The sequence below is a fragment of the Moritella dasanensis ArB 0140 genome (genome assembly GCF_000276805.1).
Classification (GTDB): Bacteria; Pseudomonadota; Gammaproteobacteria; order Enterobacterales; family Moritellaceae; genus Moritella; species Moritella dasanensis.
Genome location: NZ_AKXQ01000001.1, coordinates 176,176 through 191,651 on the forward strand (window position 1 = coordinate 176,176; position 15,476 = coordinate 191,651).

Consider the following 15,476-nt stretch of genomic DNA (forward strand, 5'->3'; position numbering starts at 1 on the left):
GTGCTTATGCGACAAAGAGGACGTTTCGCATTACTGAAAGTATAACGAAGTTGAGATTAACTCGTTATGAATAGACTTCCTATTGATATTACTTGCTTCTTGACACACAAATTCAGCCCCCTCTTCAGCTAGGATAGCGGTTGCTTGAGGTTTACATTTTTGCATAAAACTAAAATGTGATGCGCCTGATATTTCAACATAGAATAAATTCTTGTGTTTCTCAGCCAAATACGGATTTAGCTGTTTTTCAGGCGGTATCACTTCATCAAATTCAGCCCCAACAACGATCGTGTTTGCAGATAGATCATCCAAACTATCACTTAGAATGGCAGGAACGTAACCCGGTGAAATGGCTATAGATTTAGATACTCTCTTATCCCTGTAATCACCTGAAATCATTACACGGTCTTCTTGAGTGAGATTTTTGAAGACACCTTTATAGTAATCACAAGAGTCATCTTTATTTTGTAAACAATAATTTTGGTAGCCAGATATATCAAATTTTGCTCCAGCTAGTGATAATGCTGTATACCCTCCCAATGAATAACCTACAACTGTAATATTTTTCTTATCGATATATTGGACATAAGTACTAGCTAAAAGTTTATCAATCAAAAATGATACATCTCTTGGCTGCTCCCACATTCGCATAACGCTATCAGGTGTCGCTTGACCTGTTGTGTAGTCAGGATGATTTGCAGAAATAACTAAAGCACCTTCTTCTGCTAAGCGGCTCCCTAACCATGATAAGTTCTTCCAGTTGCCCGATGTTCCATGAACCAAAATATAAACTGGTAGTTCACTTCCTGTAGGGGGCGCGTTCTTAACCGCATTAAAGCCATAAAATGCGGGGTTATCTGCATAGAGTTCCTCAGATTTTGTTTTCGTTGTTGGGTAGAAAATTTTGGTATTTATGACCCTGTGCCTATCAATATCTTGATATACCTCTGCCGTTATACCAATGCTAGCCAAACTCGCTGAACTCACGAAACATAAACTCATCAGTGCTAATCGTTTTCTAGTAAATAATTTAAAAATCATAAGTGTCACCATCAATATTAATCATTGATGAGATTGTGGAGTGGATTGTTATATTTAACGACCTTAAACCAGTTTTAGGTCGAGCTAAAACTGGTATTGCATATATTTTCCTTTCAATTATATTTCAACGACTTATCATTAAAGGTCATCGAGTACCACTTTCTTAAAAAAAGGGCATGCTATGCTTTCTATTCCTTTGCCTTTCGTTATATCTATTATGCTAGGGTTACTAGCATTAGCGCTCTATGCCCGCTCTTCAAAGCAAGCTAGAGCCTCTTGTCTGTTTTTAGGACTTTGTGCTGCAACAACTACAATAGTTGGTTTACGTTGGACTTTCGGATTAAACATTTTAAGCGCGATCCAACCTATTTTAGCCTCAGCCATCCCCTTCGCAGCATGGTATACGTTTACTCATACAAACCAAAATAACAAAGGGGATCTCTGTAAGCACTTCATGCGCCACTTTATATCACAATCGGCATAATTATGAGGCCATGGTTAGAAGTACCCATTGATGGTGTGATTTTTTTAGTTTACGTCGGATATGGTTTGGCACTCATTCGATCTTATTCTGAAGAGTCAACACTGATAAATATCTCGCTAGGTAATTGGGAAACAGTTCAGAAAGCTGAAATTTTCGCAGGATTTATGCTGTTACTTTCTGCACTAGTTGATGCCTTGATTTCCTTGGACATCAATTTTAACAAAGGTGATATGGCACTTGATATTCTCGCCGCAACGCACTTAGTTATTTTACTACCGCTTTCTTTTGCAGTGGTAGTTGCAAGTATCGACGCACCCACACAAGAAGATACTCAAGTACACACAGCAGCCAAACCTAATGAAGAAATTGCGATTAATACAGTCATGACATTGGAACGTGCGCAACAAATTACAGCCATGCTAGATAAAAAGGTTCGTCAAGAATACCTCTACCTCGACCCTGAACTTACGCTTTCCAAGTTGACGCGTAAGTTAGGCCTACCTGCGAAGCAGATTTCCATCGCAGTCAATGTAGTCCACAAACAGAACATTTCTAAACTTATTAACTCGCATCGAATTGAGCATGCAAAACATTCTTTGATTTGCTCTCAGAGCAGTATTACACAGGTTTTCATGAATTCAGGTTTTCAAACTAAGTCAAACTTCAATCGTGAATTTTCAAGATTGACAGGAATGACTCCGACTGAATATCGAAGAAACAACTCTGAGCAATAAAATGAACTTGTTTATATTTTTAAAAGATATAAATCAAGCCTTCTCAGCCAAGTAGTTGGATAGTATGCGCGATCAATCAGCACAAGATAACCGTATGTAATTCACATAACGTTTCGTATGGCGAAGTTACTTTAAGATTATAAGTGAGTAACAGCTCTAACACACTTCGGGGCAGTAATAGCTTAGAGCTCTAACTTCGAAGGATGTCGTTCGCATTACAGATTGAATATCGAGAATAACCAAGGCTTATTTTAGTGTCTGTCGCCAATGGAAATACCTGATGTCATAAAGCTCACTCGCCAGTCAATACGGATAGCACTATCATACTCATAACTAATCATTTGTGAGGTTTTTATGTTCCGATATCTTCTTTGTAGTTTTACACTTGTACTACTTTATCCCACTGCCATCGATCTTTATCTTGTTGGTCTGCCACAAATTGCAGCAGATCTTCAGGCAACTGAATCCCAGCTGCATTTTGCTTTTTCTATCTATTTGATCGGTATGGCGACAACGATGCTTATTGCTGGGAAAGTGGCTGACTCAATAGGTCGTAAACCTGTTGCTATTACGGGTGCCATCATCTTTACAGTATCATCAATACTTGCTGGAATGGCCGAACATAGTACGCAATTTCTTATTGCTCGATTCATCCAGGGGATTGGTGCGGGTAGCTGTTATGTGGTTTCCTTTGCCATTATTCGTGATACTTTGGGCGATATTCAACGTGCTAAAGTACTTTCTATGCTCAACGGGATCACTTGTGTTATTCCTGTTGTTGCCCCCGTGATTGGTTACCTTATAATGCTCAAATTTCCATGGTCAAGTCTATTTATTACGATGGCGGTAATGGGGGGCGTGGTCAGCTTATTATCTTCACTGGTATTAAAAGAAACGAAGCCAAACAAGTTAGCTGCCATTAATGACATTCATTCAGACTGTAGCCTTGTGCAAGAATCATTTTTAGAGCGCTTTTTTATCAGCCGCGTGGTTATAACGTCGCTCGGAGTGATGACCATTTTAACTTATGTCAACGTATCACCTTTATTGATAATGGGAGAAATGGGGTTTGATAGAAGTGAGTATTCTACTATTGTGGCAGGCACCGCTTTAGTCAGTATGCTGACCTCGTTTTCTGCACCTTTTGCATTATCTATATTTAAAGAACGTAGCTTACTACTGGCATCACAAATATTGTTTGCGCTAGCTGCTGCGATGATAACACTCACACTCTTTTTGAATTTAAATAATCATTTATATTTGTTCGGTTTTGGACTGTTATGTGCGGGTTTTGCCATTGGTTTTGGTGTATCCATGAGTCAAGCTCTTAGCCCGTATTCTGTGCGCGCAGGGATGGCGAGTTCATTGCTGGGTATTACTCAAGTATCTTGCTCGGCTTTGTACATTTGGTTAATGGGTGCTGTTGGCATAAATGCACTGAATATGCTGCTTACAACCTTGATTATAGGTAGCGTAATTAGCCTTGCTCTAATATTATGGATACCTAAACCTTCTCACGGCCATCAATATGAAAAAATCACTTGCCCAGCTTGATTTTAACTTGCTGTATACACTACAACTATTATCTAAAGAACATAGCGTATCAAGAACAGCAAAAAAGTTGAATGTCACGCCATCTACGGTGAGTAAGTCGTTGAGAAAATTGCGAGATTGGTTTGGTGACCCTTTGTTTGTTAAAACACCTAAAGGGTTAGCACCAACGCCGTTTACACAGAGCATGGAACAAGATCTTGCAGATTGGTTACAGATAAGCAGTCAACTTTTGGAAAAACATAGCGGTGATTCGCCAAAAGGTATTCAATTTGATTTAGCGATTGAATCTCCGCTTTTGCTCACAGTGTTAAATGAACTAGTCCAGAAAATTCAACAACATTATACCGATGCAAAAATAAAAACGTATAACTGGGATTACGATTCTTTAGAATCAATTATCCGTGGTGAAACTGATATTGGGCTCACAGGAAGAGAGAGCCATCCACGATCAAAAGAATCTGTACATCTGCTTCCTTACTTTATTGATTTTGAAGTTATTTTCTCTGATCTTCCCGTTGTATATTTGCGTAAAGACCACCCAGCCTTAGAAGAAGAGTGGAGCCTTGATACTTTCCTCAAATACCCACATATTAATATCGTTTGGGAGAAATGTGAAACTTGGGCATTGGATGAAATACTGAGTGAACAGGGGTTGAAGCGAGATATTACCCTGACTATGGCTAGCTTTGAGCAATCATTATTCATGTCGGCTCAACCAAACCAAAATATGATCACGACTGCACCTGCTTATTGCCAGCATTATACAAAGAAGCAACATCCAGATTTGTTGTGTTTACCCATTCCGGTAGACAAGGCTTATCAAGATAAACTGTTAATTCCATTCACGTTAATTTGGCACAAACGTAACGCTCACAATCCCAAGTTGCTGTGGCTGAAAGAAGCCATTAAATCACTGTATTGCATTAACCCATAATCGTAGTGAAAGCTATTTTTGGTGTTGATAACATCGATACTAATGTCATTTTTAAGACCGCAAAAATAGGTCGATTTCAGCGTTTTACTTAGCCACACCAAACGTCGCTAATTTCCCTCTTGCGCTTTTATATATACCCCTGGGATTATGTCCATAAAGGCAGAACAAATAGAGGCATAACAAACCAAGTGAAAAGAGTCCTGAAATGAAACCATCTAAGTATATCTGCGGTATTTCAGACATGATGCGGGCATAGGCTTCAGCGGAAATAGTTGGCTTTGAAGTAAAAAATTCATATGCGAAATAGGACGGCTGATAGATAGACTTATACATTAACCATGAACATGAGGATACGGGGACAAGAAACATAAATGGTTTTAATTGTCGTATCGGGAAAACGAAATACACCATCATAATTAAGCAGAGCGGAATTAAAAATAATGACGAAGTGACATACCTTAATGGAAAGTCTCCGGATATATCACCTTCATACATAGTCAACACCATCGAGCCGAGTACACTTAAAAGAACAAATTTTCCGATCTCTTTGGTGTTTGCAGTTCGAAGTAAAATATAACCCAACACACTTATCAATGAAGATATCCAAATGACGGCTTCAAGCCTCATATCTAGATTAAAATAGGGGATTGCTGTCGCAGCCATGATTATGATGGCGCGGACGACCGGATATACGAAAACTAAAACGATTCCTAGTCTAATTAATCCCCAAATTAAGTGTTTTAGCATGTATTAAAATCCTTTTTAAAGCCTGATTTCTGACCGTTATAATACGTTACGACTTAGTTTTTCAGCACGCTTTACGCTGTAGCTGGCGTGATTTTATTCGTTGTTGTATTCAAAATTTGACGCTCTGCAATACTTGATAAAATGAACATCGCAACATAGCCAGAACAAAGTGCGGTAATGATCGCGACAACATTTGCAGTCATTTGTGACAACAGGTAATACGCGGCGACTAAAGTAACGATACCCATAAGACGGATTAACAGGCTAAGGGTAAATCGACCATGCGCCTTAATATATGCTAGTTGGTAAGCGTTTAACATCATAAACACAAAGAAGATGGAGAAGTGAAATAACACTGGTAGGGCATTGCTATATTCGGGCGGGAATACCGAAGCAATCATCGACTTACCACCAAAAAACATAATAGCGACAAATGATAATCCAACTGCAAATGACAACTTAAACACCCATCGGCGTATTTGCTTCACTTGTTCATGGTCGGCATTGCGTATATTCACCGCTAATTCAGGTAGAACAAAGCGATAAATAGGGAAAACGAATAACATCGTCATATAAGTAAATACAGGGCGAACGACCACTTGGAAATCCCCGAGTTCATCGACGCTAAAATGCGTGATCGTCAGGAGTACGGTGATATAAATCATTAAGATACTGGCTCCGGCTTCTAGAGACGCGGTAAAACTTTTCTTCACGTAACTGATAAGCGGAGGGTCAAGGTGTACCAGAGCTAAAGGAAGTGTAGTGATCGACTTCTTACGGCGCACATACATATAAATAGCAATCGATAGCGAAGATAGAGTTAGGCCATAAAACAGAGACGAGAGTGTATCCAGCCCTAAGAAATAATAACAGAACACAAACATAACCACATTACTGATAGGCTCAAACCAGGTGACTTTATTGGACACCTCGTATAAACGATACATGGCGACAAGGTTGCTAAAGTAGATCTTTAACCCCATGCCGAAAATGATGCCAACCATCTGTAAGTAGCCAACATTAATATTAAGCGAATGTTTAATATAGGGAATGATGGCCCCCCAAGTAATCAGTACAATCGTAATTAAACTGAAACGGAAGATATTGATAATATCACGGTCGTTGTGTGTTTGAGAGTAAGTAACCACCATCGAAGAGCGAAAACCAGTCATTAAAATCAATGACAGTGAGATGATATCTACGACGGTGTGATACAAAGCCAGATCGCCTTTCGCCACCCATTGTGCCAGCCAAATCTTAAAGGCAAAGCCCACACTAATACTTGCCAGCGTAGCCCAAATACCAGAGATGAATGCTTTCTTAAGACGTTCTAATGATTCGCTTTGCATAGATCTAACTCATGCCTGTATAAGATAATATTGTGTATGGAAATAGATTCTACTTGAAAATGATTCTCATTTAAAGTTTTAACGCTATGAGCAAAGAATAACCCAAATAAGTGTGGGGTAATATCGAGCGAGGGCAGAGTTATCGTGATTGTAAAGCGGCGGTGATTTGATTGGTTATTCCTAGGCTCCTGTTATAACGAATATGAATACCGGTCATGATCGCCATTAGACAAAATGTAAGTGCGCAGGATAAAGCGCACTTACATTATATCTGGGTCGTTGGCGTTAAACGTTCAATCAAACTCGAAAGAATGAAAGTTCTTGTTTTTGCGATTCAGCCAAGTGCGATAACTCCGACGATGCTTGCAATGTTTGGTTAACCGCGGATACGTTTTGCTGTACCAAGTCAAAAGTCATGGTCGTATTTTTGGATATATCTTCTGTTACACAATACTGTTGCTCTGAAGCGGTAGCCACTAGGGTATTAATGTCTGAAATAGATTGTACTGCGGATGAAATATCCTCAAACGAGGCTTTAACGTGGTCAGCAAGTAAAACAGACTCTTGAATCAGTTCTACATTTTTAAGCATGTTTTTATCGGCCATTTCAGATTGAGATTGCAGTTTCTCTATGATTTCTTGAATACTCACTGTTGATGTTTGCGTTTTCGACGCCAGATTCCGAACTTCATCAGCAACAACAGCGAAACCTCGACCTTGTTCACCAGCGCGTGCTGCTTCAATAGCGGCGTTCAATGCTAATAAATTTGTTTGGTCTGAGATGTTATTAATGACTTCTGTGACAGAACCAATTTCAAACGCAAACTGCTTTAATTCTTCAACAATTTTTGCTGTATCGGCAACCGAAGCGTTAATTTCATCGGTTAAAGCAATGGTTTTTTCTAGTGTTTTTTTGCCGTTTACGACGCTTTCTTGTGCCTTCCTGGTTTCGCTATCAGCCATTACCGCTTTGCTACTTACTTCTTGAGACGTGGTAGACAGTTCATTAATCGCAGTCGAAATCCCTTCCATTTGCGCCAGCTCATTTTGGGCATTGCTTTGGGTGTGATTCATCACTGTATTTAATTCTTGTGAAGCAGACGAAACGCTCTCTGAAATGCTATGAGAGTTTTGGATGAGGCCTGTTAGCTGACTAGATAAATTAATCAAAGAAAGGTAAATACCCGTTTCCTTACCTGTTTGATTTAAATTCTGAGTTAAATCACCACTTGCCATGTTTTCCATTAAAGCGGCAATATCACTCGGCGCGCCACCGACGGGTTTTAGCACTAACTTATTCACAACAGCGAGTAAAACAAGCACCGCGGCAATCAAACTAATGACAGCTGTTAATATACCTGAGGTCAATTGGCTATCAGCCCCTTTTTCAATAACACTATCGCGAATGAAGGTGACATAACCCCATCCTGTTGTATCTAGCATCCCCCAGAATGAAGTAAAGGCCACATCGTCACCATTAACATCCGTGGTATATGACAATACTGGGTTGTTGGCATTTAATTGTTTATATAAAGGACGTACTGTAAAAATATTTTTATTAATGAGTTCAGGATAGGGAGCAATTAATATCGTACCATCAGCAGTGTACATGAACATATCTTGTCTATTAACGCTTGCTCCAAGTACGTCGTCTAAATGTAAATTAGAAAGTACTGCAACAGAAGCGTTAATTTTAAGGGCCATGCCTAACACTTCTTCTCCTGTTACCGCAGATTTAAAAGGCGGGGATACAACAAATGCACTGCCTTTATTAAAGATGGCATTATAATAATCTCGATCTAAAGCTTTGACATTAAAATTCAGCTTTTCACCGTCAGCATTATAAATGTCGCCCTTTCTGGTGAAAAGGTATACACCGTCACTCATTGTACTTTGTGCTCTAGATAGCGCTTTTAATTGCGTTATCGCATTGATAGATAAGCCATCAGCACTCATGTCCACAGCGGAAACATTAACAGACGATAGCATCTGTCTATAACCAAGGAACTTTTGTACTAAATCAACGTGAGTCGTTATATTTTTTTCACGTAATAACGCTCTGTTCAAATCAACACTCTCATCTTTGAATGAGATGTAATTTAGAGAAACCAACAGCGTAATTATGACAACAATTATTACGCTCAGCGTTCCTATTATTTGGAGTTTGAATTTATTCATAATTTGATTATCTTATTTAATAAAAGTTAATTCAGCCTCTCAGCATCATGCATGCAGAAGAGATTAAGGGGAACGTATTGGACATTTACCAACGCTTAAACTTGAATGCTTATGGTTGATTAAGGAAATAGTCGTTAAATAATCAACATGTTATCCAGTTGGTAAATTAGAATTCTAAGATCGTTATTATATTATTTGCCTTTATATTTTGCTAGACGCCGGCTCAGTTTTTCACTCTAAACTACCTCTATATAGGTGCGTTAGTTCGGTTTTGCTGCAATCATCGAGCCTTAAGCTGCCTCGTTACCCCCCATTTATCCCTCTCTAATACCCCATTGCCGGGGTGGGGAGCTGGCTTCAACTTCGTTATTATCAGCGTTCGCTAACAGGTTGTTTTTGTAGACGTTAATTAAATTCAGGGGTAAACATGATATCTATAAATCTTGCATTCATCGCCGCAAATGGTATGGGCATGTGGCACAGGAATCTGTTAACCCAAGAATATATAATAGGTACGTCATTATTCGCATTCGATCATATGCGTAATGAAAATTTCGCTGAAGCTGTCATTGCTTGGGAGCAACATTTACACCCTGATGACCGCGAGCGTGGAGATAGTGAAGTAAAAGCAATGCTCCATGATGGCAAACAGCTTGAAATAGATTTTCGTGTGCATCAGCCAAGTGGTAATATTTTTCACATAAAGAGTATGGTGACAGTATTTCGTAATGATGCTGGCAAGCTAATTAGGATCGACGGTTCAAATATTGATATTACTGCATTGAAGCTATCCGATGAAAAGCTAAAGCTTGCAGCCAGTGTCTTTACCCATGCCAGAGAAGGTATTATCATCACCGATCCGCTCGGTAACATACTTGATGTCAATGGTATGTTCACGGCCATCACCGGGTATAGTCGCCAAGAGGTGTTAGGTAAGAAGCCAAGCATTCTGAAATCAGGTATGCACCCGCCAGCATTCTATACTGAGATCTGGAACATGCTAGTAGAAAAAGAACACTGGAGCGGTGAAATCTGGAACCGCCGTAAAAATGGTGATATTTATCCTGAAGCGCTGTCAATTAGTCTCGTGCGTGATAATGCAGGCATTATCACGCACCATGTTGCGCTCTTTAGCGATATTTCGCATATTAAGGACTATCAAAATAAACTTGAAGAAATGGCTCACTTTGATCCCTTAACCCATCTACCAAACCGCACATTACTTCGAGAACGTCTTTCCAGTGCCAAGCGTCAATGTCGGTGTAATAAACTGTTGTTAGCAATACTCTTTATTGATTTAGATGGGTTTAAAGCGGTCAATGATACCTATGGGCATGATATCGGTGATGAACTCTTAATTACACTTTCACATCGCATGAGAGAGACGTTACGTGAAAACGATACGCTTGCGCGGATTGGGGGGGATGAGTTTGTCGCAGTGCTCACGGGATCAGAAAATAAAGATAATTGTAAATCTATATTAGAACGGCTGTTAAAGGCTATATCAGATCCTGTCACTGTGGGTAAGGTTACATTAAAAGTGTCAGCGAGTATTGGTGTGCGATTTTATTCGCAAGATGATACGGACTCGGACTCGGATCTGCTTATTCGTCATGCTGACCAAGCGATGTATGAAGCGAAGAAAGCAGGGAAGAACTGTTATTTCGTTTTTGACGTGACAAAATCCAGGTTAATGGATACGCGACGTGTCAATTTTGATCGTATTCGTATGGCTCTGCAAAAAGATGAATTTGTCTTGTATTACCAACCCAAAGTTAACTTTAGAAAGGGAACCGTGATTGGTGCTGAAGCCTTAATTCGTTGGCAACATCCAGATCGAGGGTTACTTTTACCGAGCGATTTTTTGCCTTTGATTGAAAATTATCCCATTAGCATCGAGCTTGGCGAATGGGTCATCACAACAACGCTTAGTCAAATTGCGGCGTGGCAAGCGTTAGGATTAGACATACCTATCAGCGTCAACATCGGCGCATTGCAATTACAACATGGCTTTGTTGAACGCTTGCAAACACTACTGTCTGCATGGCCGCAGGTTGAACCACGATTTTTGCTCTTAGAAGTGCTTGAGACAAGTGCGTTAGCAGATGTAATGCAGGTCTCGAAAATCATGCATGACTGTATTAAACTGGGGGTCAGTTTTGCTTTAGATGACTTTGGTACCGGTTATTCTTCACTGACCTATCTAAGGCATTTACCAGCTAACCTTATTAAGATAGATCGGAGTTTTGTGCGGGATATGTTGACTGATCCTGATGACCTGATAATGGTAGAGAGTGTTGTTGGCTTAGCTAAGTCATTCAAACGTCAAGTCATTGCTGAGGGGGTTGATACGAGAGCGCATGGCGTCGCATTGTTAGAGCTTGGCTGTGAAATGATGCAAGGCTATGGTATCGCACTAGCTATGCCTGCTAGCGAACTGCCTAAGTGGATAGCTAACTGGTCATCCGGTGCAGGCTGCGCGGTAAACAACCTTATTGATAAGAATAATAAAAAGGCATTAATGTAGCTACAAACAGATCTTTATTAAGTGGCAGGGGTAGTGAATATTTCTGTGGGTTTAATGGTTTTATTTAGCGCTTGATGTAGAGTCAGTGCCTTCAATATGTTTTATATATGACGATGGAAAATTATGGGTAAATACTATTCAAAACGGAGGTTAAACAATCGCATTTGGCTTTCGATTGCTGTATTTGTGTTTGCATTAGTTGTTTTGTTTGGATCGTTCGTGCTGATCTTATTTTCATCGACAGTATTCGCCCACACTGCTTATGCACCATTGCCTGTCACTGTTAACCCTGGGTTAGCTTTAACTGCCGATGAGCAGAGTTGGCTGGATGAACATCCAATTATTACTCTAGGCGGGGGGGTATATCCACCGCTCAACTTTATTGATACACAGGGGAAATCGATAGGGATCACTCCGGATTACTTAAAGCTCATTGGGCAGGGGTTAGGGATCCAGATTAATATGGTTTCGGGTGATTGGAGTGAAATGCAAACGTTGGCAAAAGAGCATAAGCTGGATGGCCTTAGTCTTTCGTTGAAGAACAAAGAGAGAGAAAAGCACCTTGATTTTGCAGGCCCCTATTCGACACTTCAATACGCTATTTTTGTGAATAAAGAGACTCAGGGAATCACTAACCTAGATGATTTGACGAATAAAAGAGTCGGTGTTCTCGCGGGAGACTATTCTGTTAATTTCATCAATGAAAACCATCCCGATATTGAACTGGTGCTATACGATACCCATCAGGAAATAGTACATGCGCTGGTAAATCGAGATATTAAGGCGTTACTTCAAAACCTGCCAACCATTAGTTATATTATTGATAAAAGTTTAATCACCGGGCTTAAAGTGGCTGGACTACCTAGCACCATGCACGGTGATTTATATGTCGCAGTGCGCAAAGATTGGCCGCAATTTACAGTCATATTGAATAAAGCGTTTGCTTCTATTTCAAAGCCACAACATCAAATCATTAAAAATAAGTGGGTTGCACTTTATTCGAAAGTCGTCAAAAAGCCACAACTGGCGTTAAGCATTAAGCAAACAGCATGGTTAGCGGAGCAGCATGTTGTGCGGGTAAGAGTGAGCGACTTACCGCCTTATATGATCATTAAAGCGGGTCGACCACCTGAAGGTATTGCTATTGATTACCTTAACTTAATTGCTGACCGCTCTGGCATAAAGTTCAGTTATGAAGTATCGGAGCAACCTTTTAGCGAATTTCTGGAAAGCTTCAAGCGTGGCTCAAGCGTTGATTTGACCGCTTTGATCGTCCCCCGTCGTGAACGACTAGAATATATGTTATTTAGCGATAATTATATTGAATCTCCAACCGTTATTGCTACTCGTGATAACAATGATTTTAGCGTTAATCTGCAAGGGCTATCAGGCAAACTGGTGGCAGTACTCAAAGCCGGTAATGTACAGCATTTGTTATCGGCTCAATATCCAAATATTACATTAGCTTTATACAATTCCAATGAATTGGCACTCGAAGCCTTAAGAAAAAGTAACGTTGATGCGTTTGTCGGCAGTTTGACTAATGCGGCTTATATTATTCAGAAACGTGGTTTTTCAAATATTCAGATTGATGCTTCTAGCTCGTTAAACAGTGAATATTTTGCGATGGGTAACCGTAAAGATTGGCCTGAGTTGACCGATATTATAAATATTGCCCTGCTTAGTATTAGCGAAAAAGAAAAAATAGCTATTCGTAACAAATATGTTGCATTGAATTACCAAGTTCAAGGTGTTGATTTAGTTGAGGTGTTTTTGTGGATATCTGCAATTTTTTCCATCGCACTTATTATCGTCTCGTTTTTTGTCGGATGGAATCGCAGCTTACGTAAGTTAGTCAATAGCCGTACCGTCGCGCTACAGCGAGAAGTCGTTGAACGAGAACAAGCTCACAATGCACTGCTTGAAAGTCAAAACGAGTCGCTAAAAGCACAACGGATCGCTCGTTTAGGTTATTGGAAATGGGATTTGATTAATGACCAATTTCATTGTTCGGATGAAATATATCGGATTTTAGGTCTGCCTATTAGCACGCTGTTAAACTACGAGGTTCTCATTGAGTATATTCACCCTGATGACTATGAGTACTTTAATTATGCCGCGTCTAACTTGCTAAAGTCTCGGCATAACGCAAGAGTTAATTTTCGAATTATTCAATCTGGGGGAAGCGTACGCCATGTTTCTACAGATAATACCGTTACACTAGAATGCGATGACGCAAAGAGCCCTACTTGGATGTTTGGTATCTTGCAGGATGTTACAGAGCTGAAAGAATCTGAACAGAAACTAATTAATTATCAGCAGCGTTTAAAGGCATTAGCGCTACAATTAGCGCTTGTCGAGGAACAAGAACGACGCCATATTGCCGCTGATTTACACGATAATGTTGGTCAATCGCTCGCATTAACGCGACTGCAGTTAGCTGCGGTGCTTAAACGTTTGCCGGATGACGCAAAAACAGCAGAACTAGTGCATAATTGTTCTCAATTGATCTTAACGGTCATTCAAGAGACTCGCCATCTTATTTTTGAAATCAGTTCGCCATCATTGAATGAGTTTGGCTTAGCCGTTGCCATCACCGAGTGGAAAGAACAAACGTGCAAGCCAAGTCATGGTCTTGACATTGAGGTTATTGATCGATTAGCAATAGACTTCGCAAGTCTTGATCTCAGAGCCATTATTTTTCGAAATGTTCGAGAATTACTCATTAATGTAATTAAACACGCAAAGGCGACAGTCGCCGTTGTCACTCTCGAAGAAAAGTCAGGATGCTATCTGATCACCGTTAAGGATAATGGCATTGGATTTATAGCTGATGAGCACGCTGGAAACGTCAGTGTCGCTGGTGGATTTGGTATATTTAGTATTCAAGAGCGAATGATTGATATTGGGGGACAGTTGATAATTAATGCTAACCCCCTGCAAGGCTGTACTGTAATAATGACACTACCCGTTATTGAGATTGGAACGCAATAAATGCAGAATCATGAAGAAGATAATAATGAAAATAGTGATGTTAATCGTGATGATCGTAAAGTGATTAAAATACTGCTAGTGGATGACCACGCTTTATTACGCAAAGGGATGTCGCTACTGTTACAGGAAGAGAATGAAATAGTGGTGGTAGGGGAAGCAAATAATGGTGAAGAAGCGCTGGAGCAGGTAAAGGTATTAAAACCCGACATCGTGGTAATGGATATTAGCATGCCCAAACTTAATGGTATTGAGGCAACGAAGCAGATTGTCGCTACATCGCCAGAAAGCAAAGTGATCGCACTCTCTATACATTCATCTCAGCATTATGTAGAAGGTATGCTTGATGCAGGTGCTGCTGGGTATTTACTTAAAGAAAGTTTACCCGAAGAACTAATTCAGGCAATTTATGCTGTGATGGATGAGAAAATGTATCTGAGCAGTGCGGTTACCGATATCGTGGTATCAGGTTTTCGTAATCGCCGTAAAGGACCGTCTAAAGTTGAATTAGCTCAGGATAGAGAAACCGCTTTATCGCCAGAAGCAATGTCCGTAAACCTAGATGAAAATAATGAGCTTACCGGGAATTCAGCTATAAAACTAAACAGTGCTGATTTACTCAATTTACTGACGAATCGGGAATTTACGATCCTAAAGTTATTGACGAAGCGCTTACAAAGTAAGGAAATTGCAAGAGAGCTGTTTGTATCTACTGAAACCGTTAAAAGTCACCTGAAAAATATTTATCATAAACTGAATGTCAATAATCGTCGAGAAGCTGCAGTTAAAGCTAACGAGCTGTTTTCACAATCAAATGTAGATGATTAATGCAGGCTCTCTTTTACCCCCCATTCTTTGACTTTACTTATCCTTCCTCACCTTTATCTCCCTCTTTTATGGGGTATTGCTAAAAAGAGGGGGGTTATAGCATAGAAGA

11 protein-coding genes are annotated in these 15,476 nt (G+C 39.9%); 7 read left to right on the plus strand and 4 right to left on the minus strand.

From position 1 onward, the window contains the following. Nucleotides 1-30: 30 nt before the first annotated feature. Nucleotides 31-1,041: an alpha/beta hydrolase family protein gene (locus A923_RS0100785; protein WP_017219727.1), complete on the minus strand. Its 1,011-nt coding sequence runs from the start codon at nucleotides 1,039-1,041 to the stop codon at nucleotides 31-33. A gap of 181 nt (nucleotides 1,042-1,222) precedes the next feature. Between A923_RS0100785 and A923_RS23150 the strand changes: the two genes are divergently transcribed. The 4 genes from A923_RS23150 to yidZ all read left to right on the plus strand — a co-directional run bounded on the left by A923_RS23150 (nucleotide 1,223) and on the right by yidZ (nucleotide 4,747). Further along, the gene (locus tag A923_RS23150; RefSeq protein WP_202800821.1) at nucleotides 1,223-1,525 is read left to right on the plus strand and encodes a hypothetical protein; all 303 of its coding nucleotides are present in this window, start codon (nucleotides 1,223-1,225) and stop codon (nucleotides 1,523-1,525) included. Nucleotides 1,526-1,527: 2 nt separating this feature from the next. Next, nucleotides 1,528-2,259 (plus strand): helix-turn-helix domain-containing protein, encoded by a 732-nt coding sequence (locus tag A923_RS22455; protein WP_017219729.1) that lies wholly within the window; start codon nucleotides 1,528-1,530, stop codon nucleotides 2,257-2,259. A 354-nt stretch (nucleotides 2,260-2,613) separates the two neighbouring features. Further along, nucleotides 2,614-3,813: an MFS transporter gene (locus A923_RS0100795; RefSeq protein ID WP_017219730.1), complete on the plus strand. Its 1,200-nt coding sequence runs from the start codon at nucleotides 2,614-2,616 to the stop codon at nucleotides 3,811-3,813. Continuing rightward, nucleotides 3,788-4,747 carry an HTH-type transcriptional regulator YidZ gene (gene yidZ / locus A923_RS0100800; RefSeq protein WP_017219731.1) on the plus strand — a complete coding sequence of 320 codons (960 nt, stop codon included), beginning with the start codon at nucleotides 3,788-3,790 and terminating at the stop codon, nucleotides 4,745-4,747. The genes A923_RS0100795 and yidZ overlap by 26 nt, the downstream gene beginning before the upstream one ends. 84 nt (nucleotides 4,748-4,831) lie before the next feature. On the opposite strand, the gene A923_RS0100805 is transcribed toward yidZ, so the two are convergent. The 3 genes from A923_RS0100805 to A923_RS0100815 all read right to left on the minus strand — a co-directional run bounded on the left by A923_RS0100805 (nucleotide 4,832) and on the right by A923_RS0100815 (nucleotide 8,910). Further along, nucleotides 4,832-5,494: a hypothetical protein gene (locus A923_RS0100805; RefSeq protein WP_017219732.1), complete on the minus strand. Its 663-nt coding sequence runs from the start codon at nucleotides 5,492-5,494 to the stop codon at nucleotides 4,832-4,834. 71 nt (nucleotides 5,495-5,565) lie between these two features. Beyond that, nucleotides 5,566-6,843 carry a lipopolysaccharide biosynthesis protein gene (locus A923_RS0100810; protein WP_017219733.1) on the minus strand — a complete coding sequence of 426 codons (1,278 nt, stop codon included), beginning with the start codon at nucleotides 6,841-6,843 and terminating at the stop codon, nucleotides 5,566-5,568. Nucleotides 6,844-7,140: 297 nt separating this feature from the next. Continuing rightward, complete coding sequence (locus A923_RS0100815) at nucleotides 7,141-8,910, minus strand: methyl-accepting chemotaxis protein (RefSeq protein WP_202800822.1); 1,770 nt, start codon at nucleotides 8,908-8,910, stop codon at nucleotides 7,141-7,143. Nucleotides 8,911-9,448: 538 nt separating this feature from the next. On the opposite strand from A923_RS0100815, the gene A923_RS21875 reads away from it, so the two are divergent. The 3 genes from A923_RS21875 to A923_RS21880 all read left to right on the plus strand — a co-directional run bounded on the left by A923_RS21875 (nucleotide 9,449) and on the right by A923_RS21880 (nucleotide 15,367). Further along, complete coding sequence (locus A923_RS21875) at nucleotides 9,449-11,548, plus strand: putative bifunctional diguanylate cyclase/phosphodiesterase (protein WP_017219735.1); 2,100 nt, start codon at nucleotides 9,449-9,451, stop codon at nucleotides 11,546-11,548. 219 nt (nucleotides 11,549-11,767) lie between these two features. Further along, nucleotides 11,768-14,542, plus strand: a complete 2,775-nt coding sequence (locus A923_RS0100825) for a sensor histidine kinase (RefSeq protein WP_192810663.1) — start codon at nucleotides 11,768-11,770, stop codon at nucleotides 14,540-14,542. Continuing rightward, nucleotides 14,543-15,367, plus strand: a complete 825-nt coding sequence (locus A923_RS21880) for a response regulator transcription factor (protein WP_017219737.1) — start codon at nucleotides 14,543-14,545, stop codon at nucleotides 15,365-15,367. It begins immediately after the preceding gene. The last annotated feature ends 109 nt before the right edge of the window (nucleotides 15,368-15,476 follow it).